Annotated in this window: 25 protein-coding genes, 1 tRNA gene and 1 riboswitch; of the genes, 13 read left to right on the plus strand and 13 right to left on the minus strand. The window is 67.0% G+C overall.

Going from position 1 to position 22,413, the window contains the following annotated elements; all coding sequences use genetic code 11:
- Positions 1 to 4 precede the first annotated feature (4 nt).
- The 4 genes from KIH31_RS13125 to KIH31_RS13140 all read right to left on the minus strand — a co-directional run bounded on the left by KIH31_RS13125 (position 5) and on the right by KIH31_RS13140 (position 4,216).
- A complete protein-coding gene (locus KIH31_RS13125) occupies positions 5 to 829 on the minus strand; it encodes a carbohydrate ABC transporter permease (RefSeq protein ID WP_214427579.1) in 825 nt (274 codons plus the stop codon).
- On the minus strand, positions 826 to 1,773 hold the full coding sequence (locus KIH31_RS13130; protein WP_214427580.1) for a carbohydrate ABC transporter permease: 948 nt from the start codon (positions 1,771 to 1,773) through the stop codon (positions 826 to 828). Before KIH31_RS13130 ends, KIH31_RS13125 begins: the two co-directional genes overlap by 4 nt.
- 24 nt (positions 1,774 to 1,797) lie before the next feature.
- Entirely contained in the window at positions 1,798 to 3,162 is a 1,365-nt protein-coding gene (locus KIH31_RS13135) for an extracellular solute-binding protein (protein WP_214427581.1), read from the minus strand.
- 73 nt (positions 3,163 to 3,235) lie between these two features.
- Positions 3,236 to 4,216, minus strand: a complete 981-nt coding sequence (locus tag KIH31_RS13140) for a PfkB family carbohydrate kinase (protein WP_214427582.1) — start codon at positions 4,214 to 4,216, stop codon at positions 3,236 to 3,238.
- Between the two features lie 214 nt (positions 4,217 to 4,430).
- Here KIH31_RS13140 and KIH31_RS13145 point away from each other — a divergent pair, with 214 nt between their 5' ends.
- From KIH31_RS13145 to KIH31_RS13155, 3 genes are all read left to right on the plus strand, one after another.
- Complete coding sequence (locus tag KIH31_RS13145) at positions 4,431 to 5,273, plus strand: DeoR/GlpR family DNA-binding transcription regulator (protein WP_214427583.1); 843 nt, start codon at positions 4,431 to 4,433, stop codon at positions 5,271 to 5,273.
- Positions 5,270 to 6,640, plus strand: a complete 1,371-nt coding sequence (locus tag KIH31_RS13150; protein WP_214427584.1) for a 6-phospho-beta-glucosidase — start codon at positions 5,270 to 5,272, stop codon at positions 6,638 to 6,640. The genes KIH31_RS13145 and KIH31_RS13150 overlap by 4 nt, the downstream gene beginning before the upstream one ends.
- A 287-nt stretch (positions 6,641 to 6,927) precedes the next feature.
- The gene (locus KIH31_RS13155) at positions 6,928 to 7,671 is read left to right on the plus strand and encodes an SOS response-associated peptidase (protein WP_214427585.1); all 744 of its coding nucleotides are present in this window, start codon (positions 6,928 to 6,930) and stop codon (positions 7,669 to 7,671) included.
- 185 nt (positions 7,672 to 7,856) lie between these two features.
- Here KIH31_RS13155 and KIH31_RS13160 read toward each other — a convergent pair.
- Positions 7,857 to 7,946 (minus strand) — tRNA-Ser (locus KIH31_RS13160).
- Positions 7,947 to 8,006: 60 nt separating this feature from the next.
- Positions 8,007 to 8,564 carry a pyridoxamine 5'-phosphate oxidase family protein gene (locus KIH31_RS13165; protein WP_250545939.1) on the minus strand — a complete coding sequence of 186 codons (558 nt, stop codon included), beginning with the start codon at positions 8,562 to 8,564 and terminating at the stop codon, positions 8,007 to 8,009.
- Between the two features lie 107 nt (positions 8,565 to 8,671).
- On the opposite strand from KIH31_RS13165, the gene KIH31_RS13170 reads away from it, so the two are divergent.
- From KIH31_RS13170 to KIH31_RS13180, 3 genes are read left to right on the plus strand one after another with little or no spacing between them, the layout of a single operon-like run.
- Positions 8,672 to 9,679 (plus strand): zinc-binding alcohol dehydrogenase, encoded by a 1,008-nt coding sequence (locus KIH31_RS13170; RefSeq protein ID WP_214427586.1) that lies wholly within the window; start codon positions 8,672 to 8,674, stop codon positions 9,677 to 9,679.
- 5 nt (positions 9,680 to 9,684) lie between these two features.
- Positions 9,685 to 10,071, plus strand: coding sequence for a 6-carboxytetrahydropterin synthase (locus KIH31_RS13175; RefSeq protein WP_214427587.1), 387 nt, complete (start codon positions 9,685 to 9,687; stop codon positions 10,069 to 10,071).
- A gap of 7 nt (positions 10,072 to 10,078) precedes the next feature.
- Positions 10,079 to 11,086 (plus strand): glycosyltransferase family 4 protein, encoded by a 1,008-nt coding sequence (locus tag KIH31_RS13180; RefSeq protein WP_214427588.1) that lies wholly within the window; start codon positions 10,079 to 10,081, stop codon positions 11,084 to 11,086.
- Here the strand turns inward: KIH31_RS13180 and tadA are convergent.
- Positions 11,079 to 11,585: a tRNA adenosine(34) deaminase TadA gene (tadA, locus tag KIH31_RS13185; RefSeq protein WP_214427589.1), complete on the minus strand. Its 507-nt coding sequence runs from the start codon at positions 11,583 to 11,585 to the stop codon at positions 11,079 to 11,081. The two genes, KIH31_RS13180 and tadA, sit on opposite strands and share 8 nt — an antisense overlap.
- A gap of 49 nt (positions 11,586 to 11,634) precedes the next feature.
- Here tadA and upp point away from each other — a divergent pair, with 49 nt between their 5' ends.
- The 3 genes from upp to KIH31_RS13200 all read left to right on the plus strand — a co-directional run bounded on the left by upp (position 11,635) and on the right by KIH31_RS13200 (position 14,085).
- Positions 11,635 to 12,270: a uracil phosphoribosyltransferase gene (gene upp / locus KIH31_RS13190; RefSeq protein WP_214427590.1), complete on the plus strand. Its 636-nt coding sequence runs from the start codon at positions 11,635 to 11,637 to the stop codon at positions 12,268 to 12,270.
- A gap of 309 nt (positions 12,271 to 12,579) precedes the next feature.
- Positions 12,580 to 13,200, plus strand: a complete 621-nt coding sequence (locus tag KIH31_RS13195; RefSeq protein ID WP_214427591.1) for a uridine kinase — start codon at positions 12,580 to 12,582, stop codon at positions 13,198 to 13,200.
- 126 nt (positions 13,201 to 13,326) lie between these two features.
- Complete coding sequence (locus tag KIH31_RS13200) at positions 13,327 to 14,085, plus strand: HNH endonuclease family protein (RefSeq protein ID WP_374224875.1); 759 nt, start codon at positions 13,327 to 13,329, stop codon at positions 14,083 to 14,085.
- 223 nt (positions 14,086 to 14,308) lie between these two features.
- Here the strand turns inward: KIH31_RS13200 and KIH31_RS13205 are convergent, their stop codons facing one another.
- The 3 genes from KIH31_RS13205 to KIH31_RS13215 form a co-directional block, all read right to left on the minus strand.
- Positions 14,309 to 15,001, minus strand: a complete 693-nt coding sequence (locus KIH31_RS13205) for a hypothetical protein (RefSeq protein WP_214427592.1) — start codon at positions 14,999 to 15,001, stop codon at positions 14,309 to 14,311.
- Between the two features lie 2 nt (positions 15,002 to 15,003).
- Positions 15,004 to 15,205: riboswitch (cyclic di-AMP (ydaO/yuaA leader) on the minus strand.
- 236 nt (positions 15,206 to 15,441) lie between these two features.
- The gene (locus KIH31_RS13210; RefSeq protein WP_307857643.1) at positions 15,442 to 16,926 is read right to left on the minus strand and encodes a HAMP domain-containing sensor histidine kinase; all 1,485 of its coding nucleotides are present in this window, start codon (positions 16,924 to 16,926) and stop codon (positions 15,442 to 15,444) included.
- A gap of 10 nt (positions 16,927 to 16,936) precedes the next feature.
- The gene (locus KIH31_RS13215; RefSeq protein ID WP_214427594.1) at positions 16,937 to 17,692 is read right to left on the minus strand and encodes a response regulator transcription factor; all 756 of its coding nucleotides are present in this window, start codon (positions 17,690 to 17,692) and stop codon (positions 16,937 to 16,939) included.
- A gap of 180 nt (positions 17,693 to 17,872) precedes the next feature.
- Between KIH31_RS13215 and KIH31_RS13220 the strand changes: the two genes are divergently transcribed.
- Together KIH31_RS13220 and KIH31_RS13225 are read left to right on the plus strand one after the other, a co-directional pair.
- Complete coding sequence (locus tag KIH31_RS13220) at positions 17,873 to 18,586, plus strand: hypothetical protein (protein ID WP_214427595.1); 714 nt, start codon at positions 17,873 to 17,875, stop codon at positions 18,584 to 18,586.
- A 79-nt stretch (positions 18,587 to 18,665) separates the two neighbouring features.
- Positions 18,666 to 19,061 (plus strand): cupin domain-containing protein, encoded by a 396-nt coding sequence (locus KIH31_RS13225; protein ID WP_214427596.1) that lies wholly within the window; start codon positions 18,666 to 18,668, stop codon positions 19,059 to 19,061.
- Here KIH31_RS13225 and KIH31_RS13230 read toward each other — a convergent pair.
- Together KIH31_RS13230 and KIH31_RS13235 are read right to left on the minus strand one after the other, a co-directional pair.
- Positions 19,058 to 19,579, minus strand: a complete 522-nt coding sequence (locus tag KIH31_RS13230) for a flavodoxin domain-containing protein (RefSeq protein ID WP_307857644.1) — start codon at positions 19,577 to 19,579, stop codon at positions 19,058 to 19,060. The two genes, KIH31_RS13225 and KIH31_RS13230, sit on opposite strands and share 4 nt — an antisense overlap.
- 13 nt (positions 19,580 to 19,592) lie before the next feature.
- The gene (locus KIH31_RS13235) at positions 19,593 to 19,940 is read right to left on the minus strand and encodes a hypothetical protein (protein WP_214427598.1); all 348 of its coding nucleotides are present in this window, start codon (positions 19,938 to 19,940) and stop codon (positions 19,593 to 19,595) included.
- 384 nt (positions 19,941 to 20,324) lie between these two features.
- Between KIH31_RS13235 and KIH31_RS13240 the strand changes: the two genes are divergently transcribed.
- Positions 20,325 to 21,173, plus strand: coding sequence for a winged helix-turn-helix domain-containing protein (locus tag KIH31_RS13240; protein ID WP_214427599.1), 849 nt, complete (start codon positions 20,325 to 20,327; stop codon positions 21,171 to 21,173).
- 29 nt (positions 21,174 to 21,202) lie between these two features.
- A complete protein-coding gene (locus KIH31_RS13245; protein WP_214427600.1) occupies positions 21,203 to 21,751 on the plus strand; it encodes a histidine phosphatase family protein in 549 nt (182 codons plus the stop codon).
- Between the two features lie 12 nt (positions 21,752 to 21,763).
- Here KIH31_RS13245 and KIH31_RS13250 read toward each other — a convergent pair whose 3' ends face one another.
- Positions 21,764 to 22,411 (minus strand): hypothetical protein, encoded by a 648-nt coding sequence (locus tag KIH31_RS13250; protein WP_214427601.1) that lies wholly within the window; start codon positions 22,409 to 22,411, stop codon positions 21,764 to 21,766.
- Between the last annotated feature and the right edge of the window lie 2 nt (positions 22,412 to 22,413).

Raw genomic sequence — 22,413 nt, forward strand, 5'->3', positions numbered from 1 at the left:
CGTGCTATCCCTTGACCGCGCCTGAGAGCATACCGGCGATGAAGTGGCGCTGCATGACGAGATACAGCAGCACGATTGGCAGTGCGATGAGTGTGCCGGCAGCGGCGAGAAGCGAGTAGTCGGTGATGTGCTGGCCTTTGAAGAATGCAAGTGCGAGAGGGGCAGTGCGCATGGATTCGCTGTTGATCATTACCAGCGGCATCAGGAATTCGTTCCAGGTCCACATGGCCACCAGCAGGCATGCGGTGGTGATGGCTGGACGGGCGGAAGGGAGGAGCACATGCCAAAGGATTTTCCGGTCGGCGGCTCCGTCGAGACGGGCAGCTTCAATGATCGTCCCGGGGAAGGAAAGGAAATAGTTCCGCATCCAAAAGATTGTGAAGCCCAATGACCAGGCCGCCTGGGGCAGAATGAGCGACCAGTAACTGTCGGTCAGGCCCGCGCCACGGAGGTTGTAGTAGAGCGGGATGATGAAAGCTTCTTCCGGGATCATGAGCCCGATCAGAATGACGAAGAAGATGACCTTCGATCCAGGGAACTTGAACCTGGCGAAGGCGAAGGCGGCGGGCACCGCCAGGACCATGGTTATGGCGACGGTGGCCGTCGTGACGATGACGCTGGAGGTCAGATATGACGAGAAGTTCCCCTCGTTCCACGCCGTTACGAAGTTCCCGAAGTCCAGTCTGTCCGGGACAGTGAAGCCGGGCCCCGACTGGTCCCTGGGCGTGAGAGCCGACAGCAGAACACCGATGAGCGGTACGAGGGTGACGGCCGTAAAGAGGCACAGCACAAGGTAGTTAAGGAGTTTCTCCCGGCGGGTGATTCTCATTCCTGGGGCTCCTTGGGCTGGATCTTTGAGATGGCGACCGTAATCACCAGAATGAAGGCAGTCAGGACGATGGCTATCGCAGCTGCGGAACCGACCTGGTTCGTGCCGAAGGCGCGGTTGTAAATTTCGTAGGCCGGAACGGTTGTGGCTGTTCCGGGACCTCCGCGCGTGGTGACGTAGACGATATCGAAACTCTTGAGTGCTGTGGTGGCGGTGAGGGTGAGGGCGACGGCGATGTGTCCGCGCAGCCCCGGGAGGGTGATGGAAAAGAATTCCCGTACGGCACCCGCTCCGTCGAGCCTGGCCGATTCGTAGAGCTCGGTCGGGATGCTGGAGACGCCGCTGACAAAAAGGACGAGACATAGCCCGATGCCCAGCCAGGTGCCGATCATGCCCACGGCGGGCAGGGCCGTGGAGATTGTCCCCAGCCATGCCGTCGCCGGGTCATGGACGCCAAAGACTGCTATGACCTGGTTCAGGAGTCCGTTCGGCGCGTAGATCGACACCCACACGGATGCGATGACGACCGTGGGCACCACCTGCGGAAGGAACAGCAAGGAACGGAATAGTGAGGCTCCGCGCATCCGGGCTGCACGGCTCATCAACACGGTCAGCACGAGTGCCAGGCTGACGGGAATCAGGGCGTAGAAGATGATCAGGATGCCGACGTGTGCGAAGCCGCCGAGGAGACCGGGGTCGGTGAAGATTTCTGCGTAGTTTGCCACCCCTGCCCACGTTGCCGCGGACAAGCCATTCCAGTCCCACAGGGAGTACCAGGCGGTTTGCAGAAGCGGGACGCCGAGAAAGGCCATGAAGACGATCAGCGCGGGAAGGACGTAGAGATAGCCCTTCCATTGAATCCGGCTCTTGTGTTCCCGGTGATTTCGCCATCCGGGCGTCTTAGAGGCGCGGTTGGTCTTTGGCCGTGTCGCTGTTGTCGTCATGGTCCTGTCTCGGCTTCCGTCCGGCTACTTCTTGGCTTGGAAGGCCGCGTAGTCAGTCTGCAGGGCCTGGGTGAAAGCGTCCGGGCTGTCCTGGCCTGCGATGAGGTTCTGAGCCCTTGCGGTCAGCGTGTCAAAGAAGGTGGGCGTGGTGTAGTCCAGGTAGGGGGTGAGACCGTCGGCTGCGTTGAGCTTCTTCCATTGGGCGGCGATGTCGGCTTCCAGGCTGCCGGTCTTCGGCGCCCAGTCCGCGGGAGGGACAGCGGGCAGGTTGCCGGTGTCGACGAGGACCTGGCTGGCGTTGGCATTGGTGATGAAGTCGATGTAGGCGGCCGCGACGTCGGGCTGCTTTGCCTTGCCAGTGACTGCCCAGGCAAGGCCTTCGCCGCCCATGGTTGCCGGCTGACCGGAGGTCGGGTCATTGAGCACGGTGAAACCGACCTGCTTGCCCAGAGCCTGATCCAGAGTTGCGAGCTCCCAGGTCCCCTGGACGAGGAAGAGGCTCTGGCCCTTTCCGAACGCTGCCGCGGCTGCGTCCTGCGAGACCCCGCTGGATCCGGATGAGACGTAGCCCTTTGCGGTCCAATCGGCCAGAGTTTTGGCGGCCGAGACGGTGGAAGGATCGGTCCACTTGCCTCCGGTGTTGAAGACCAGATCACGCACAGCCTTCTTGCCCGCTGTGGCGTCCTGGATGGTCCCGAAAATGTGGATGCCGGGAGTTTTCTCGGCGTTGCCGAATGAGAGTGCCTGGACGCCTGCGGCCTTGGCCGCAGCCATGTCGGACTGGAGTTCGTCCAAGGTGGTCGGCGCTTTCAGGCCGAGCTTGGAGAGGAGGGTCTTGTTGTAATAGACGCCGACCATTTCGCCGGTCTGGGAGACTCCGAAAAGGTTTCCGGTGTGCCAGGTCTTGCCATCCGGGGTGAACCGGTTGAGATCCAGGAGCGCTGACGGGTAACGGCTGTTCCAGCCGTAGGCGTCGGCGTAGCGGTTGACGTCCTGCAGCATGCCCGCCTGAACGAACGTTCCCATGTCCGGGTAGCCCTGGTTGGCCTGGATGACGTCCGGGGGTGTGTTGGAGGACAGCGCAAGCTTCAGAGTGGTCTTCAGATCCGAGAAGGTGCGGCTGACACGGTTGATGGTGACATTGGGGTATTTTGCTTCAAACTCGCTGTTGAGCTTCTTCTGTGCTGCATTGATGCCCCCGTCGGTGTTCTGGTCCCAGACCGTCAGGGTTACTTTTCCTGCCGCCGCGACATCCTTTGAGACTGCGCTGTGGCTGGCGCTGACGGGCGCTGAGGCGTTTCCGCTGCCCGGAGCGCATCCGGTAGCCGAGGCAATGACCATCGCCCCGACTGCGAAAGCAACGGCGCTGTTCTTTCGACTGATTTTCATGCTTGTATCCCTCCGAAGTGGTTGTTTTGTATCCGCTGGGTGGTCGTCGTGCCGGCCTTGTTCCGGCGGCTGGTTAGGCGTCTTCGGTGACTCGTCCGGTCCATTCCAGGATGTCTTGCCAGTCTCCCTCAGGCTTGGCGCGGAGGAGGAAGTCACGAAGTTCGGCTGGCCGGGGAGCGCTGGCTGCCCCGCCGAGGCTGCGCACCGAGAGGGAAGCGCTCAGCGACGCGAACTGCAGCCGTGTTCGAAGGCCCCAGCCTATTGATGAGGCAGCCATGAACGCGGAACTGAAGACGTCGCCGGCCCCGGTCGGGTCGACGGCGTCGACGGGCACGGTCGGCACCTCAACGTACTCGCCCGTGGCGCCGTCGATGGCCAAGGCCCCTTCGCGGCCGGTGGTGACGACGACGAGAGGGACGCGTTGGACCAAAGCCTTGGCCGCCAGGATCGGGGAGTCCGTCCTCGTGTAGCTCATCGCCTCCACTGCATTGGGTATGAACACGTCAACTTGGTCGAGGAGATCCAGTGTGGATGCTGCCCAGTGGCCGCTCGAGTCCCAGCCGACACCTCCGTAGATGACAGTGCCGGCCGCCCGCAGATCTCTTACCCACGGTGTGTTCGCTTCGGAGAGGGCAACCTGGCAGCTGCCGACCTTCGGCAGTGTCGAGGAAAGCCGGTCGGGCATGCCCGTGCCCTCCTTTTCGTAGGTGATGAAGCTGCGGTCATCAGCGCTGGCGAGCGCAACGGAGACCGGAACCATGGCCTCTCCGCGGGTTTCAACCCAATCGAGGCTCAGTCCAGGCTCGGCCGCGAGAAAGGACCGGACGTAGCTGCTCAGGGGGTCATCGCCGAGCACCGCGACCACCCCGGTCCGCATGCCCAGACGAGCTGCGGCAACGCAACGGTTCGCGGTACCGCCGACCGTGAGAGCAAAATCGGAGGCGTAGACTTCCTCGCCCGGCCCCGGCACCCCCGCTCCGGCGAAGACAAGGTCGCAGAAAAGAACCCCGCCGAATAGTGCATCGAGCGCCGCAGCCGGCGCTTCCTGTCGCACAGCAGGACCACTCTGCGTAAGTTGTTGAATCAACAGCTCTTCCAAACTTCTCGGGCCGCACGTACATGCCGTGCGGCTGCCGTCCGAATGACCGGACTCTGGTACATCAATGACTGACCCTGCGGGTTTCGATCATTCTCATGCATGACTTTGATCACGTCAAGGCGGCATTTTTCATCGTCTGACTGAAAGACGGCGCATGCGATGAAGTTACGTGAATATTTTGCGCAAGACGAGCAAACTTGGTCATTTTGCCTGCTATGGTGAGCACGTGATCTCGAACGCGCGGCGGTCCCGCATCCTTGACGCCCTTGCCCAGGACGGCGCTGCGTCCGTCCGGGAGCTTGCCGAGCGCCTCGACGTCAGTGAGTCGACGATTCGCCGGGATCTGCAGACGCTGGACAGAAATGGCGAGCTCGTCCGGACATACGGGGGCGCGGTTGTCCCTCCGCGGGCGACAACCACTACACCGGATGATCCGGAATCCGTTGAACTTCCCTGGGCGGTCGACAACGAGGTGGAGACTGCGTTGAAAGAAGCCATGGGTCTGCAGGCAGCGGCCCTGGTCAAGGACGAGCAGGTCGTCCTGCTGGACATAGGGACGACCACACCGTTCGTTGCGCGGGCCCTGCGGGGTCGGCCCGTAACCGTCATCACCAGCAACATCGGTGTGTTCGATGTCCTCCGAAACGATGACACGGTTCGTCTGGTGATGCTCGGAGGGGTACTTCGACGCAACTACCGAAGTCTCGTAGGGTCCCTGACCCAGAGTGCCTTGGAGCAGATTAGCGCGGACATTGTCTTTCTCTCCTGCACAGGCGTGCGTGAAAACGGCGCCGTGGTCGACAACATGGCAGTCGAGGCCCCGATCAAGCAAAAAATGATCGAAGTCTCCGACCGGTCGGTGTTGCTCGCGTCGGCGCGTAAGTTTCCCGGAACAGGGTCGCTGCGACTCTGTTCGATTAGCGACATCGACGTCCTCATCACCACCGAGGGCGCAAATCCTCTAACAACACAACTGTGCCGGGATGCCGGCGGGAAGGTCGTGCTCGCATGAAGCTGACCATTTTGGGGGGCGGCGGCTTCCGGACGCCCTACGTGTACCAGGCACTTCTCCGTGACACAGGATCCCCGCGGATCACGGAAGTGGCGCTCTTCGACATCGACGCCGACAAGCTCGAAGGCATGACCCGCGTCCTAAAAGAAATGGCTGCGGACTTCCCTGACGCACCCCGGCTCATCCCCTCCACCGAACCCCGCTCCGCCATTGAAGGCGCCGACTTCGTGTTCGCCGCGATCCGGGTCGGGGGCCTGGCCGAGCGCCGATGCGACGAACACGTTGCCCTGGATCTGGACGTCCTTGGGCAGGAGACCACCGGGCCCGGCGGTCTTGCCTATGCGCTCAGGACTATCCCGGTCATGCGCGAGTACGCCAAGCTCATCAAGGAGCTCGCACCGAACGCGTATCTGCTCAACTTCACCAACCCGGCAGGCATCATCACCGAATCGCTGCAGGAGATCCTCGGTGACCGCGTACTCGGCATCTGCGACACACCCTCAGGCCTCGGACGCCGGGTCGCGGCCCTGCTCGGTCTTGACCACGAGCGGGTCCAGATGGATTACGTCGGCCTGAACCACCTCGGCTGGATGAGGCGCGTGCTCTATGACGGCCGGGACATCCTCCCGTCGATCCTGGATGACGACCGCAAGCTGGGAGCGATGGAAGAGGGCCAGATCTTTGGCCTCGACTGGATTAGGACGCTCGGAGTCATCCCTAACGAGTACCTCTACTACTACTACTTCAACCGGGAAGCTGTCCGGAACGTCCTGGCGTCTCCATCCACCCGTGGGGACTTCCTCGAAAAGACGCAGGGCGAATTCTTCATGGAACTGGCCGGGCGTCACACCAACACGATCGAGCTGTGGCGCTCAACCGTGAATGCGCGCAGCGCGAGCTACATGGCAGAAGCCAAAGGCGGGACGCAGGACAACCCAAGCCACCCGGCACAGACCGAAACTGATCCATCCCATCAGGGTTACGCCGGCGTCGCTCTCGGCGTCATGCGTGCGATCAGCCGCAACGAGCCCGAAACGTTCATCCTTAACGTCCGCAACCGCGGAACCATCAGCGGTCTCCCGGATGATGCCGTCGTCGAAGTACCCACGATGGTAGACGCCAACGGTGTTCATCCCCTCAGCACCGAAGCACCCAGACTCGACCAAATAGGTCTGATGCAGCAAGTGAAAGCCGTCGAACGACACACCATCTCTGCAGCAGTGAACAGTGACCCCTCGGAAGCCCTGAAGGCCTTCTCACTGCACCCGCTCGTCAACTCCGTCAACGTTGGCAAGCAACTGCTGGACGGCTACATGGACCGCATCCCCGCTATCGCGGCCACTCTGGGGGTTCGGGTTAACGCCTAGTCCCAAGGTGAAGTGCGGCTACCAACCGGGCCGCCGCCGTTCGCGCCTCCGTTCGCTGCCGGTCGAGCGATTCGAGCGCGTTTGGCGGCGAAGAAGGCCAGGAGCCCTTTGGCCACGGGGCGGGTCCGAGTCAGGATCCCGTACAGCGTGGGCATCAAGCTCAGCTGCTGACGAGCTGGTCAATTCGGGAAAGCCAGACGGACACATCCGTCTGGCTTTTTCGTTCCGGGGGACGGGACGTGAACAGCGGAAAGGGTGCCGGGCAGGGGTGGTGGCAGAATGTGCCCATGTGCGGACGATTCGTGAGGAAACAGTCCAAGGCCGAGATCAGGAAGGCGTTCCAGATCTCCGTTGACGAGGCACCCGAGCTGGGTCCCTCGTACAACGTGGCCCCGACCCAGAGCATCGACCTGGTGCGCGAACGCCCGGCCCGCGACGGGAAGGAAAAGGCCCGGGAGCTGGACGCCCCGAAATGGGGGCTCGTTCCCGCGTGGGCCAAGGACCCCAAAATCGGGGCCAGGACCATCAACGCACGGATGGAGACCATCACGGAGAAGCCGATGTTCCGGCACGCTGCACTCAAACGGCGCGGGATCGTCCCGGCGTCGGGGTATTACGAGTGGATGAAGAACCCGGACGGGTCCAAGACTCCGATCTACCTGCACCCCGAGAACGAGGACGAGCTGCTTGGCTTCGCTGCGCTGTACGAGTTCTGGCCCGATCCCACCAAAGCGGAAGATGACCCGGGGAAGTGGCTGATGACCGCCACTATCCTCACCCGGGAGGCCACCGACGCCCTGGGCCATGTCCATGACCGGTGCCCGGTCATCCTGCCCGGACGGTTCATCGACTTCTGGCTCGATCCTGACCTGAAAGACAAAGAAGGGGTCCAGAAGCTGCTGCTCAACGTCCCTGAACCGCACCTGGTCCCGCGCGAGGTGGATAAGAAAGTCGGGTCGGTTCGGAACAACGGGCCCGAACTCATCAAACCCGTCACCGAGACCACGGCCCTGTTCAAAGCGGGGGAGTAGCCGGGGTTTGCGGGCTACTTGGTGACGACGGACTGCAGCTGTCAGCCCGCGCGGATTTGCGCGGCGGGGCCGTCTCTCTCCTAAGCGCGTCCGTTTCTCCTCGACACACTTTTCAAAAGAGCCACAGAGATGCACCACGAAGATCTCGGATATGCGAAAACCCCCGGTTTCCCGGGGGTTTTCGATGGCGGTGACGGTGGGATTTGAACCCACGTTGGCTTTTACACCAAACAACATTTCGAGTGTTGCACCTTCGGCCGCTCGGACACGTCACCAACGCGCCTACTTTACCGGGTGCACGCGGCTTAGCCCAAAACGGGCACCGCAGAGCCGGGCTAGAGCTCGACGACGTCGTTCTTGCCCGGGTCCGGGCGCTTGCCGGTGACCAAAGCGGCTGCCATCTTGAAGGCCGCGGCCACCCGCGGCTTGTCGTTGCTCCAGTATTCCGCGCTGTCCGCTTCCACGTGGATGAGGGCCACCTTGGGGTCGTCCTTGTCCTCGAACCACGGCTCCACCCAGGCGTTCCAGAGTTCGTCGATCTTGGCCTTGTCATGGCTTACCGTGGCCTTGCCGGACACCGACAGGTACCCCTTGCCGGTGTTCACCGCCACGTTCACCTGCGGGTTGGCCCGGATATCCGCCACCTTGGGTGAGGGGTCTTCGGTGAAGAACCACAGGTCTCCGTCGAACTCCGCCGCCTGCAGTGCCAACGGGCGGCTCACCAGCTGCCCCTCGCCGTTGACCGTGGTGAGCACGGCGACATTTGCGGAGGCGAGGAGTTTCCCGACCTCTTCGCGGCCCTGTTCCTGGTTGTGTTCCTGGTTCTGGTCGGTCGGGCCGTGCGGTGCGGGGTTGTTGCTCATCGGTGCTGCCTCCTGAGGTGTGAACGTCATTGTCTCGGCCCCATCATAAGCCTGCTTCCTATTTGCTGCGGGTTGCGGGCGATTGCTACGCTTCACGCTTTGCCAGCGGCATTCCTCCGGCTAGATTCATCAGCAGGATGATCAATACAGAACATGACAACGAGGCAACCGCCTACTGGACAACGGCGGCATGCAGCGGCGAGCTGCGCCGCGAAGACCTCCCCGCCGTCGGCCCCGGCGAAGCGTTGGTGCGTACCCTCTACTCGGGCATCAGCAAGGGGACCGAGCTGATGGTCCACGAGGGCAGCGTTCCGGCGAGCATCGCCGAGAGAATGCGTTCGCCGCACCAGGAGGGCAGCTTCCCGGCGCCGGTGAAGTACGGCTACCTCTCCGTCGGAGTGGTCGAGCAAGGCCCGGAGGAGTGGCTGGGACGCACCGTGTTCTGCCTCTACCCGCACCAGGACCGCTACGTCGTTCCGCTCAGCGACCTCACCGTCGTCCCGCCGGAGGTCCCGGCACGCCGGGCGGTCCTCACCGGAACCGTGGAGACAGCCGTCAACGCCCTGTGGGAAGCCGGACCGCGGCTGGGGGACAGGATCGCCGTCGTCGGGGCCGGCCTGGTGGGCGGCATGGTCGCCGCGCTGTTGCGCTCGTTCCCGCTGCAGCGGCTCCAGTTGATCGACGTCGATCCCTCCCGGGGCGCGCTGGCTGAAGCCCTTGGTGTGGACTTCGCGCTCTCCGCGGATGCCGCCGGTGACTGCGACATTGTCTTCCACTGCTCGGCCTCCCAGGAGGGGCTCGAGCGCTGCCTGGAACTGGTCGGCGACGAGGGGGACATCATCGAGATGTCCTGGTACGGGAACCGGCGAGTCACCATCCCGCTGGGCGAGGATTTCCACGCCCGCCGGTTGTCCGTGCGGGCCAGCCAGGTCGGCGTCGTCGCCAGGGCGCGCCGGCACCGCAGGACCGCGGCGCAACGGCTCGAGCTGGCGGTGTCGCTGCTGAAGGACCCGGTCTTTGACACCTTCATCACGGGCTGCAGCCCGTTTGCGCAGCTTCCCGACGCCGTGCACCGGCTGTCGGAGGGCGAACTGGCGGCCCTGTGCCACGTCATCGAATATCCGCAGCCCGAGGAACAGAGGTAGAGAGTTTGTTCAGCCTGACAGTCCGAAGCCATTTCATGATCGCCCACAGCCTGCCGGCGGAAGCCTTCGGCCCTGCGCAGGGCATGCACGGAGCGACCTTCGTCGCCGAGGTGACCTTCCGCAGAGAGGACCTCGACCGGAACGCGACCGTGATGGACATCGGCGTGGCAAGCGAGGTGCTCGACGCCGTCCTCGCCGGCCTGAACTACCGCAACCTGGACGAACATCCCGACTTCACGGGCCAGCTCACCACGACCGAGGTGCTTGCCCGGTACATTGCCGAAGCCGTGGCGTCCCGGTTGACCGGGGTCGAGCTGGCCGGCATCGACGTCGTCCTGCGGGAAAACCCCGACGCGTGGGCGGGGTATTCGCTGGACTTCGAGAACGCCTAACAGTCCCGTGGCGGCCCTTCGGCTGGTCGTTCCCGGCAACGTGATCCACCGTTCCGGCGGCAACCTTTACAACTCCCGGCTCGCCGACGCGCTGGGCGGCGCCGGCGCCGACGTCGAGATCCGCCGGGCCGACGGCGACTGGCCGGACGCGGGGAGCAGGGCCAGGGAACGCCTGACCATCCTGCTGCAGGGGTCCGGACCGGTGCTGGTGGACGGCTTGATCGCCTCCGGCGCACCGGACGAAATCCGGGCCGCCGTCCTCGCCGGCCGCCGCATCTGGGTGCTCGTGCACATGCCCGTCCTTGACGGGGAGGGCTTGGAACGCCGGGCCCTCGAAGCGGCGACCGGCGTTGTCTGCACCAGCTCGGACTCGGCCGAACGGCTGCGCACCCTGTACGGGCTGGAACGGATCGGCGTGGCGCTTCCCGGCACGGCGGCCGCCGCCGTGGCCACCGGGTCCCGGCCGCCGAGGATCGTGTCGGTGGCTGCACTGCTGCCCAACAAGAACCAGGACCTGCTGGTGCGTGCCCTTTCCTCGGTGCGGGACGCGGAGTGGACCGCCGAACTGGTCGGATCGACGACGGCGGATCCCGGCTACGTGCGGACCGTCCGCGCCACGCTCGCGGACCACGGTCTCGAGGGGCGGGTCCGGCTGACCGGCGAGCTCGCGGGGGAGGAGTTGGAGCGCCACTGGGCGGCAGCAGACCTGAGCGTGCTGGTCTCCGGCACGGAAACCTTCGGGCTGGCAGTAACCGAATCCTTGGCGCGCGGCATCCCGGTGCTGGTGCGCGGGGGCACCGGCGCGGTGGAGGCCCTCGGGTCGGGCGGCGGACCCGCCCTGCCGGGCGCCGCCGTCGAGCTGGACGAGCATCCGGCGCCGCTGGCCGCCGTCCTCCGCCGCTGGTTGGAAGAGGAAGAGCTGCGCCGGTCCTGGCGCGAAGCGGCCCTCGCCGCGCGGACACGGCTGCCGGGCTGGGACGCGACCGCGCGGACCGTGCTCGAACTGCTCAGCTAGGCGGTCCTGCAGGCGGCCCGCTGTCCGGCCGTTCCTCCCGGTGGGCGGCGAAGAAGCTGCGCAGCAGGGCAGAGCATTCGCCGGTCCGCACCTCCGGGTACACCTCCACCCAGTGGTTGAGCCGCCGCTCGCGCAGGATGTCGAACACGGAGCCGGCCGCGCCCGCCTTCTCGTCCCAGGCGCCGAACACCACCCTCGGGATCCGCGCCAGCACCGTGGCGCCGGCGCACATCGCGCACGGCTCAAGCGTCACCACCAGGGTGCAGCCGTCCAGCCGCCAGGAGCCGAGCGCCGCAGCCGCCTGCCGGATCGCGACCACCTCGGCATGCGCCGTCGGGTCGTGCGTGGCCTCGCGTTCGTTCCGGCCGCGGCCCAGCACGGTGCCGTCCGGCCCGACGACGACGGCGCCGATCGGCACGTCCTCGGTGGCCAGGGCTTCCCGGGCCTCGTCCAGGGCAAGGCCCATCCACGCTTCGTGCTGCGGGTCCGCGGGGCTCATGACTCCATCGTGCCCTATCGGCAGGGTCCGGTCCTGATAACTTGGACCCATGCGCGTTCTAGTTGCCGACCACCCTCTCGTCGCCCACAAACTCACGGTGCTGAGGGACAAGGACACCCCGTCGCCGGTCTTCCGGCAGCTGACGGAGGAACTGGTGACGCTGCTGGCGTACGAGGCAACCCGCGGCGTCCGCGTCGAGCCGGTGCAGATCCAGACCCCTGTGACGACGGCGGTGGGCACCGGTCTGGTGCGTCCGACCCCGCTGGTGGTGCCCATCCTGCGCGCCGGACTGGGCATGCTCGAGGGGATGACCCGGCTGCTGCCGACCGCCGAGGTGGGCTTCCTGGGCATGGCCCGCAACGAGGAAACCCTTGAGGCCGTCACGTACGCCGAGCGGCTGCCCGATGATCTGACCGGCCGCCAGGTCTACGTGCTCGACCCGATGCTTGCCACCGGCGGCACTCTGCGCGAGGCGATCAAGTTCCTGTTCAAGCGCGGCGCCTCCGATATCACCTGCATCTGCCTGCTGGCGGCCCCTGAAGGCCTGGAGGCGCTGAAGGAAGAACTGCACGACGCCGACGTGACGGTGGTGCTGGCCTCGATCGACGAGCGGCTCAACGAGAACGCCTATATCGTTCCCGGCCTCGGGGACGCGGGCGACCGGCTGTACGGCGTCGTCAACTAAGCCTCGCAACCCAGGGTCTACCGGCCACAGCTCGGTTTCAGCGGCTACCTATTCGCCGCACAGTCTCGCGGCGCACACTTGGATTATCAGTCAGCACTTGGTTGACCTTCGTCCAGGAAGGCGATGATCCGGATGGCCCCGCAGCCAGCATCAGCACCCCGCCCGCTCATTCCCTACCGCAGGACGCCCGAGCTCAAACCCCTGTCCGCGCGGTCCGTACGCTGGGTTCGGTCCGCGCAGCACCTGTTGAACGCCGTCGCGCCGCACCACCAGCACCGCGACTGAGGCTCCTGAGGCGATAATCGACGGGTGCCCTCCTTCGCCCCGCTGACACCCGATGCGCTGGTGTCCCTGGTCGCTGACCGCTGCCTGGCCCGCGCCGGCCGGACCAGGGTAGCGGTCGACGGTGCCGAGGCGGCCGCACCCGGCGAGTTCGCAACACGGGTGGCCGCGCGGCTGCGCTCGGTAGGCCGCCCTGCGGAAGTGGTGGAGCTGGCGGATTTCCTGCTGCCGGCCTCCCAGCGGCTGGAGTTGGGACGCGAGGATCCGGACAGTTACCGGGACCGCTGGTTCGACTACGCCGCGCTGGCCCGGGAGGTGCTGGATCCGCTCTCCGGGCCCGGGCCGGCGCAGTGGCTGCCGCGGCTGCGGGACCCGGCGACCGACCGCTCGATCCGTGCGCAGCGCCAGCCGGCTCCCGAGAACCTGGTGCTGCTGGTTGCCGGCCCGATGCTGCTCGGCCGCTGGCTGGACTTCGACCTGTCCGTCGCCCTGCAGGTGGACGAGCGCGTGCTGCGCGAACGCACCCCGGCGGAGCTGGGCTTCACGGTGGACGGCGTCCTTGAGCACGAGGCCGAGCTCGACGAGGAGCCGGACATCCTGGTGCGCTACAACCACCCCGAACGGCCCGCCGCCGCCCTCGCCAGCTGAGCAGGGGTACGGCGGACGGCCGGGCGCGTGCCTGCACGCGTGTCTGCGCGGGCGGAGCAGGGGCCGCCGGTAAAGTGGGACGGCGCCGCGCCCGGCGTCCTGCCCCGACCGTTGGAGGAGCCAGCCGTGTCCCCACTTTTCCGTACCGTCCGTCGAGCCGCCGCCTCCGGCCGGAGAGCTGCCGCCGCCGCGGCAGTGGCCCTGCTGCTGGCGGGCTGCGGCTACGGGGCCGGCGGCCAGGGTTCGCTGCTTCCCGGTGCGCCCGGACGGAGCGCGACGCCGGCGTCGTCATCCGCACCCTTGCCCCGGCAGGCGGCTCCCGCCACCGCCGGCAAGGCTCTCGCCGCCCTGGCCGGGCTGCCGGTGAAGGGCCGCGCACCGAAGACCGGGTACAGCCGGGCGCAGTTCGGCGCCGCCTGGGCCGACGTCGACCACAACGGCTGCGACACCCGCAACGACATCCTCAAGAGCCAGCTGACCGGCGTCGCCTTCGTTGGCACCAGCCGCTGCAAGGTGGCCCGCGGCACCCTGGCGGACCCCTACACGGGAACCTCGATCGCGTTCGTGCGTGGCCAGGGCACAAGCGAGAAGGTGCAGATTGACCACGTGGTGGCGCTCAGCGACGCGTGGCAGACCGGGGCCCAGCAGCTGAGCGCCCAGCAGCGGCTCGCGCTGGCGAACGATCCGCGGAACCTGCAGGCGACGGACGGGCCCACCAACCAGCAAAAGAGCGACGGCGACGCCGCCACCTGGCTGCCGCCGAACAAGGCCTTCCGCTGCACCTACGTGGCCACGCAGATCTCCGTCAAGGCTGCCTACCGGCTGTGGGTGACCCAGGCCGAACACGACGCAATGGCGCGCGTGCTCGCCGCCTGCAAGGGCTGATCGCTGCTGCAAACCCCGCGAACGGCCAGTTGCGGCGGCCTCCAGGCGTGGGAAGCCGCCGCAACTGGCCGCTCGTGCGGATTAGCCCGCCGCGTGCCGGTGCGTGCCGGTCCTGTGCCTGTGCCGGTGCTGTGGAGCCGGGGCGGTGGGCCGGCACTAAGCCGTTAACGGCGTCGGACCCCGGAAAATCCGGGGTCCGACGGGCGCAAAGGGTGGCTGGAACTCAGTACCAGTTGTAGGAGGTTTCGTGGTCCCAGGCGCCGCACGGCGAGCCGTAGCGGTCCTTGACGTACTGCAGGCCCCACTTGATCTGGGTCTGCGCGTTGGTCTTCCAGTCCGAGCCGGTGCTCGCCATTTTCTCCGCGGGCAGCGACTGGGCGATGCCGTAGGCCAGGCTGGACGGGTTGGTGGCGCTGGTGCGCCAGTCCGATTCCTTGGTCCACAGCTGGGTGAGGCAGGTCATCTGGTCCGAGGACCAGCCGTAGTTGCCGAGGATGCTGGCGGCGTAGGCCTTCGCCGCGTCCGGGTTGTCCACGGCGACGGCGGGTGCCGGGGCGGGGATCTCCTTCACCGACGACGACGCCGCACGGGTGTCCGCAGCGGGTGCCTCGGTCTTGGCGGGGGCCGGCTTGGACGCCGTCGGCGTCGCGGACGCCGGGGCTGCAGCCGAAGCCTTCGCCGTCGGAGTGGCGGCGGCCGACGGAGCTGCCGAGGGGCTCTCGGTCGGAGTCGTCATCGCGGCGCTCGACACGTCGATCGCGGAACTTTGGCCGGCGACGCCGATGCTGACGGCCACGCCGCACACGGCGGTGACCGCGGCGACACGCTGCACACGGGTGCCGGTGCGGGCGAGCTTGGACAGCGCCGATTTCTTCTTGACTACAGGGGCCCGGTGGCGGGCGATGTTTTTGCGCACGACAATTACCTCTCCACGCCTGCGAAGTTAGCTGTCGGATTCGGATGAGAGTCACCCGGTCGCCTGCTCGAAACGGAACGGATCCGCTGCCACACACACGACTTCACCCCAAGGATTTCGAAAACGAAATCCGGCGTTGGTTCCCCCGCCTCTGCCCGCTGCGAACGGAGCCCGGGCGGTGGCAGAGTTCGGCGATCCGCCCCGGCGCGCCATGAAGAAGCCGTGGCGCGGAGCCCAATCTACCCTAGGTGCGGGGCAATGTCACATTTGGATAACGGCAAGGTCTCGGAGAGGTCTCAACATCGTGCTTGGCCGGCGCGCCCCGCGCGCGTCCTGGACGGTTGTCTCCGGCCCGGGAGGTGAACCCGCCGGGCTGCGCGCGAGGCCGCCGCTGGAGGCGGTTTCACCTCCCGGCGCGGACGCCCAGGGCCAGGATCCGGTTACGCCTGCGCGGCGGGCAGCCGGATGGCGAACTCAGTGCGCCCCGGCCGGCTGTTCACCTCGATGGTCCCGCCGTGCGCCTCCACAATGGCCTCCACGATGGCCAGCCCCAGGCCGGTGGTGCCGTCCGTGCCGGAGCGTGCGGCGTCCGCCCGCGCGAAGCGGGAGAAGATCTGTTCCTGGAAGGCCGGGTCGATGCCGGGGCCGTTGTCCGTCACGCTGAGCACCACGCCGCCGTTGCCGGAACGCTGCACCGAGGTGACCACCGTGGTGCCCGGGTCCGTGTGCTTGCGGGCGTTGCTGAGCAGGTTCATCAGCACCTGGCGCAGCTGCCCGGCGTCGGCGCGGACGGTAACCGGCTCGTCCGGCAGCTCCAGCTGCCAGCGGTGCGCGGGGCCGGTCACCTTCGCGTCGGTCACCGTCTCGATCACGAGCTGGCTCAGGTCCACGTCCTCCAGCTTGAGCGCATGGCCTTCGTCCAGCCGGGCCAACAGCAGCAGGTCCTCCACCAGCGCTCCCATGCGCCGCGACTGGGACTCCACCCGGGACAGCGACTGCTGGCCGCCGGCAGAGAAGTTCTCGGTCATTTTCAGCAGTTCTGTGTAGCCGCGGATCGCCGTCAGCGGGGTGCGCAGCTCGTGTGAGGCGTCGGCGACGAACTGGCGGACCTTGGTTTCGCTCTTCTGCCTCGCCTGCAGGGCATTCGCCACATTCTCGAGCATCTGGTTCAGTGCATGGCCCACGTTGCCCACTTCGGTATGCGGGTTGGAGGCGTTCGCCGGGACCCGGACGGCGAGAGCCACCTCGCCGGCGTCGAGGGGCAGCCGGGCCACCTTGGTAGCGACGGCGGAGAGCGTCTCGAGCGGGCGCATGGTGCGGCGGATGATCACTGTTCCGGCGATGCCCGTCAGGCCGAGCGCGGCCAGCGAGACCAGCACGATCGTCCAGACCAGCGAGGCGAGGGTGCTTTCCTTCGCGGCCAGCGGAAGGCCCGTGAGGATGACGTCCCCGTCGGATTCCTGCACGGAAACCAGACGGTAGTCGCCGGTGGAGAGGGACACGTCGCTGGGTTGGCTGTTGTGCGGCAGCGCGGCCAGCCGACCGGCGTCGGTGCTGTTCAGGGCGGCACGGGTACCGTCCAGGGCGAGCAGGCCGGCGCTGCTGACCACGCCGTTCGCGATGCGGGCATTGAGCACGCCCGCGCCCTGGCCCGGTGCGTCCAGCGGGTCCTGGCGCTCTGTCGGGGAACCTTGCGCGGACCGGTTGCTGAATTCGACGGCGCGGTGGGCGGCCTGCGCCAGCTGCGTGTCGAGCTGGGAGGTCAGGAAGACGTTCATCACCGCATAGCTGACGATGCCGACGATGCAGCAGATCGCGGTGAGCAGCGCCATGGTGGCGAGGACGAGCTTGGTGCGCAGATGCCAGGACTCCGGCTGCGCCCAGCGCCGGCCGGAACCGGGAGCCGCTCCGGCGAGAGTGGACACGGCGGAGCGCCTAGCCTGCCGGCTTGAGGACATAGCCGGCGCCGCGCACCGTGTGGATCATTGGTTCCCGCTCGGCGTCGACCTTCTTGCGCAGGTAGGAAATGTACAGTTCCACGATGTTCGCCTGGCCGCCGAAGTCGTAGTTCCACACGTTGTCCAGAATCTGGGCCTTGCTCACCACCCGTCGCGGATTCTCCATCAGGTAGCGCAGCAATTCGAACTGGGTGGCGGTGAGCTGGATCGGATCGCCGCCGCGGGTCACCTCGCGGGTGTCCTGGTTCAGCACCAGGTCCCCGACGACCAGTTCGGCCGAGTCCGCCGCCGCGACGCCGGAACGCTGCACCAGCCGGTGCAGGCGCAGCAGCACCTCCTCCATGCTGAAAGGCTTGGTGACATAGTCGTCCCCGCCGGCAGCGAGACCGGTGATGCGGTCCTCGATGGCGTCCTTCGCGGTCAGGAACAGCGCGGGCACCCCGGGGTCGAAGGCCCTGATCTTGCCCAGCACTTCGACGCCGTCGAAGCCGGGCAGCATGACGTCCAGGACCAGCACGTCCGGCCGGAACTCCCGGGCCTGGCGCACGGCGGACTGCCCGTCCCCAGCGACCTCCACGCTCCAGCCGGCCATCCGCAGCCCGATGCTCATTAGGTCCGCGAGGCTGGGCTCGTCGTCGACGACGAGCGCGCGGATCGGGCTCCCATCCGGATGGGACAGGCGCGGAAGGTTGTCGGTGAAATTGTTGGATGCGGAGGATCCGGAAACGGCCATGATGCAACTCTCCGTGGACGAGGTTGGTGCGCTCTATGGGAAAACTGTGTGTGCCCTGTGAGCTCAAGCTTAACGGGCTGCAGGGTCACAGCGGCGGCTCTCAGCCCGCACAGCACCGGCACAGATTCCGTTTCCAGACTGTTCGGTATCGACCCGACACCTCGCAGGAAAGAGATCACCATGTCCGCCGATGAGAGCCGCCCCGCACCGCGACCGGAACCCGTGTACGACCCCGGGGCTGCCGGCAACGACAGCGACGAGGCAGCGCCCGCCCGCGACGTGCCGTACCAGGAGTCCGCCGGATGGGGCGCTCCTGCGCAGCCGCGGACGGCCCAGGGCTGGTCCACCCGGAAGATGGTCGCCGCGGTCGCCATCGCCGTCGTGGTCGCTGCCGGCGGCGGCGCGGCCGTGTACGCGGGCACCAACGCAGCCAGTGCCCAGGCCGCCGGCACCAGCGGGAGCGCGGGCGACGGCCAGAACAGCATCGGCGGTCCGGATGGCGACGGCGGTCCCGGCGGGTCCGGCGACGGCGACCTGGGCCCGGGCGGGCTGGGGGCAGGCCTGCAGTCCGCCGTCCACGGCGAATACGTGGTCGAGAGCAACGGCTCCTACGTCACCATGCTGACCCAGACCGGCGAAGTGACGGCCGTGTCGGCGACGTCGCTGACGGTCAGGAGCGCCGACGGCGTGACCCGGACGTTTACCGTCAACTCCTCGACCACGGTCAGCAACCGGCCGGCCATGGGAGGCCGCATGGGCGCCCGGAGCGGTTCGGCCTCCATCAGCGACGTCACCAAGGGCAGCAAGGTGCGCGTGACTGCCACCAAGAGCGGGAGCACGCCGGCCGCCACCGCGGTGGACCTGGTGACGTCCACCGCGGCCACGGCCAATTAGGAAAGTTCGCCGCCAACGGTGCTCATCCAGGAGAGGGGCAAACTAAATACCTCCACGAAAAAACAGGAGGGACACCAACATGAAGTACACGAAGAGCGGCGGCCGGACAGGGGCGGGCCCCAAGGAATGGTTCACCGGCACCGTGCAGATCGACGGCATCCGCAACCCGGACGAGCAGTCAGCCATCGGCTGCGCACAGGTCCGGTTCGCGCCCGGTGCCCGCACCGCATGGCACCACCACCCCAAGGGCCAGACGCTGTACGTCACCGACGGCATCGGACTGGTGGCCCGTCGAGGAGGAGAAGTCCAGGAAATCCGTCCCGGCGACGTGGTCTACATCGAACCCGGAGAAGAGCACTGGCACGGGGCTACGCCGGACCGATTCATGGCGCATGTCGCCATGCAGGAAGCGGATGGGAACGGGGAAGTGGTGACCTGGCTCAGCCACGTCACTGACGAGGAATACGGGGCCTAGGCCGCGCCGCCTTTGCCGAGACGGGCCGCGATTTGATCCGCCCAGGCTTCGATGGCGGCCCAGTCCCGCAAGTCCCCGAAGCGTCCGCCGGTGAGCCGGAACAGGAGCCGCAAAGGTCGCGGCATCTGGGCAGCGTGGTAGACACCGGAGAAGAGCCGGTGCCCGCGCAGCGGGACTTCCCGGACCAGCGTCCTTGCCAGACGGTTCTCCTGGATTGCGGCCCCGCGGCGGCGAAACGGCTTGGGCAGCGCCTCCGCCATCCCGACGCTGAACGCCCAGACGGGGCGCCCGGCGAGCTCGGACGCGTGGCGGGCGAGGAAGAGCCGGGCCGGCGGCAGCCACGCCTGGTTGTGGATGGCGCTTCCGATAATGACGGCGTCATAGCCGGAGACCGGGCCGATCTCCTCAACCGACCGGCACTGCACCTCACCGAGTGCCGGTCGAAGACGGGAGGCCACGCGTTGAGCTATCTCCCGGGTTGACCCGAGAGCACTCGCATAGGCGACGAGGACAGTCACATTCAGGCCTCCTCTAGCCGGAGCCCGAGCCGGAGCCGGATCCCGGCCGCTCATACCTCAGCGACCACGGCTGTGCGCCGCGGAACGTCTGCTGCCAGCCGTCCCGGGCCAAATCCCGCTGCAGTTCTTCCAGGGCCGCCGTCATGCCCGGCGCCCACGGCTCTTGCGGCGCGGTCTCGCCCAGCGATCCGGCAACAGGGAACGTCGAACTCCTGTACCGGGTCTTCCCCTCCACCTGGCCGATGAAGCGCCGCTGGGTGCTGCCGTACTGGGATCCCAGAATGGTCAGGATCCTCGCCCACCATGAGGTGGAGCCCACATCCTCCAGCAGCACTGTCAGCGCTTCCGGCTGCCTGTTCACCCTCCAATGGTCGCTGCTGGCCGGCGGGATGTATAGGGGGACCGCGGGGATCGGCCGGCCCTCGCCGTATGCGTGTCCTGCATCACAATGGGACGTTCCATCTCAGCATTCGGACAAAAGCGCCCAATGTTACTTGCAAGTTCAGAATGTTACGTTGCAGACTGCAACTGTGAACATCATCTCAACAGCATCTGCAGCCGCAGCGATCCTTGCCAGCACATCTGCTGGTCCGGACATGTGCTGTTATCGAATGCAGGCCTGACTCAACACCCCCGAGACTCAGCCACTCTTCCCGCCCAGCGCCGGGCCGACCCCTTTTCATTGCGGGGTCCTCGTTCCAAGCATTCGAGCCGCGATGACGGCCATTCACATTGAGGTACTCCCATGTCTGTTGCATCCGGATACGTCCACATCTCCCTCCGGAACCCTTCCCGGTCCGCCCGGCAGCCGTTCGCTGCTGTCCAGCAGCCCTACACGGGCCAGGGGTACGCGCCCCAGCAGTACAACCCGCAGCCGGTCGGCGCGGTGAATCCGACCCCGCTCCGCTCGGTGGTCCCCGAATCCGAGCCTGCGGCGACCGGCCCGCTGCCTGCCGCGGCGCAGCCGGAAGCGGTCGAACCGCGGGTTGCCTCGGGGGACACCGCGGCCCGCGGCTTCGTGCTGTACGTCGGCGTCGACGAGGACACAGCGGCCGCGGCGGGCACCTCGCTGGCCAAGCTGGCGCAGGACATCCGGGCGTACGCGCAGTCCCTGGTCCCCGGCGCGCAGAGCTATGCCGCTGTCGCCATTGCTCCCGCCAACGCCCCGGGCAGCTCGCTCGACGTCGTCCGTTCCACCTTCGGGGACCCGACGGTCGCGTCCCGCCAGCGCACCGATGCCGCCCGGGCGCAGACCGTGCAGGATTCGCGGCCCACCGGTGTGCTGATCGACCTGGCGCGCCGTGAAGTGCACCTGGATGGCGAGTCTCTGAATCTGACGTTCAAGGAGTTCGAACTGCTGAACTACCTCGTGGAGAACGGCTCGCGCACGGTCAGCCGCGATGAGCTGCTCGGCGGCCTCTGGAAGAATGCCGACGAGGTTCCCAACGAGCGCACAATCGACGTCCACATTCGGCGGCTGCGCTCGAAGCTCGGACGCCTCGCGAACACCGTGCGGACGGTCCGCGGCCAGGGTTACCGCTTCTACGAGCACCCCGAGGTTGTCGTCTGGGCCGCCCCCGAATACTCGATTTAGCCTGCAGGGGCCGCCGCTAGGATGGGGCTGTGAGCAACTCCCATCTCAAACGGCTGCTGATTCTGCGCCATTCGAAGGCGGCCTGGCCCATGGGGGTCGACGACCACGAGAGGCCGCTGGAGGAGCGGGGTCACCAGGACGCGCCCGAAGCCGGGCGGTGGATGGTGAAGCACGGGCTGATTCCCGACTTCATCCTCTGCTCCTCGGCGCTGCGCACCCGGCAGACCACCATCTGGGTCTGCGACCAGCTGGGGGAGAAAGCCCCCACGCCCAAACTGGAAAGCCGGCTCTATGCCGCCTCCGCCGCGCGGATGCTCTCGGTCGTCAACCATGTGCCGGACACGGTCCGGACTCTGCTGCTGGTGGCCCATATGCCCGGCGTGCAGGACCTGGTGCTGCGCCTGGCATCCCGGGATTCGGACGAGGAATCCTACATGGACGCCGCCTCACACTTCCCGACGACGGGCCTCGCCGTCCTGGAGCACGACCTGCCTTGGGCTGAACTGGACGGCCAGGACGCGCGGCTGACGCATTTCGCGGTGCCGCGGGCCAAGCACCACCACGGCCACAAACGGTAGGGGCCCGGCCGGCTAGCGGCGCGGGCTCCGGCCCTGCGGATCGACTGGCCTCGTACCGGAGACACCCTGGCGGGTGCCCGAAACCTGGCGGGGCGCCCCCGAACGAGGCGCGGGACGCGGGGTTGTCTGGCGGGGAGCGGAGGTGCGGGGAGCCGGCTGGCGCTGGGCCGCCGTGCGCGGTGCAGCCGGCCGCGCCGCTGTCCGCGGAGCCGGACGTGCAGCCGTCCGCTGCGCCGTTGCGCGCGGTGCGGGCCGTGACACGGGACGCCGTCCCTGAGGCCAGAAGGCGCCGAGGAACAGCAGCCCCATCATTGCCACGAAGGACCCGGCGGCGATGTAGAAGTAGAGGTTGGACTTGTGGCTGTCCACTGCCGAGGTCAGGGATGCCTCCATGGGTGCGAAGGCCAGGCCCCACAACTGAAGGAAGGCGAGCCCGCAGGCGACGAACGCCGTCGCTGCGACGCCCGCCAGCAGCAGCAGGACGTGGCGGCGCGCGTGCACCGTGGCCACCAGGGCCGCCAGGAACACCGCACCCAGTGCCATCAGCATGCCCAGGCCCCAGGCGTCGTCGTACGGCAGGAACAGGAACGCCGCCGCGAACAGCACGCCCACGACGGCCGCCACGAGGGTGAACCAGGCAAGGGGGGAGAGGCGGCGCATGC

The organism is Paenarthrobacter sp. DKR-5 (genome assembly GCF_018531425.1).
Classification (GTDB): domain Bacteria; phylum Actinomycetota; class Actinomycetes; order Actinomycetales; family Micrococcaceae; genus DKR-5.

Excerpts from the sequence above, each read along its gene's own strand:
- tadA (WP_214427589.1), bottom strand. The coding sequence starts at position 11,585 with ATGAGCCCCGCGGACCCGCAGCACGAAGCGTGGATGGGCCTTGCCCTG.
- upp (WP_214427590.1), top strand. The coding sequence starts at position 11,635 with ATGCGCGTTCTAGTTGCCGACCACCCTCTCGTCGCCCACAAACTCACG.
- KIH31_RS13220 (WP_214427595.1), top strand. The coding sequence starts at position 17,873 with ATGTCCGCCGATGAGAGCCGCCCCGCACCGCGACCGGAACCCGTGTAC.
- KIH31_RS13125 (WP_214427579.1), bottom strand. The coding sequence starts at position 829 with ATGAGAATCACCCGCCGGGAGAAACTCCTTAACTACCTTGTGCTGTGC.
- KIH31_RS13250 (WP_214427601.1), bottom strand. The coding sequence starts at position 22,411 with ATGCGCCGCCTCTCCCCCCTTGCCTGGTTCACCCTCGTGGCGGCCGTC.
- KIH31_RS13165 (WP_250545939.1), bottom strand. The coding sequence starts at position 8,564 with ATGACGTTCACACCTCAGGAGGCAGCACCGATGAGCAACAACCCCGCA.
- KIH31_RS13170 (WP_214427586.1), top strand. The coding sequence starts at position 8,672 with ATGATCAATACAGAACATGACAACGAGGCAACCGCCTACTGGACAACG.
- KIH31_RS13155 (WP_214427585.1), top strand. The coding sequence starts at position 6,928 with ATGTGCGGACGATTCGTGAGGAAACAGTCCAAGGCCGAGATCAGGAAG.
- KIH31_RS13215 (WP_214427594.1), bottom strand. The coding sequence starts at position 17,692 with ATGGCCGTTTCCGGATCCTCCGCATCCAACAATTTCACCGACAACCTT.
- KIH31_RS13130 (WP_214427580.1), bottom strand. The coding sequence starts at position 1,773 with ATGACGACAACAGCGACACGGCCAAAGACCAACCGCGCCTCTAAGACG.
- KIH31_RS13240 (WP_214427599.1), top strand. The coding sequence starts at position 20,325 with ATGTCTGTTGCATCCGGATACGTCCACATCTCCCTCCGGAACCCTTCC.
- KIH31_RS13150 (WP_214427584.1), top strand. The coding sequence starts at position 5,270 with ATGAAGCTGACCATTTTGGGGGGCGGCGGCTTCCGGACGCCCTACGTG.
- KIH31_RS13135 (WP_214427581.1), bottom strand. The coding sequence starts at position 3,162 with ATGAAAATCAGTCGAAAGAACAGCGCCGTTGCTTTCGCAGTCGGGGCG.
- KIH31_RS13225 (WP_214427596.1), top strand. The coding sequence starts at position 18,666 with ATGAAGTACACGAAGAGCGGCGGCCGGACAGGGGCGGGCCCCAAGGAA.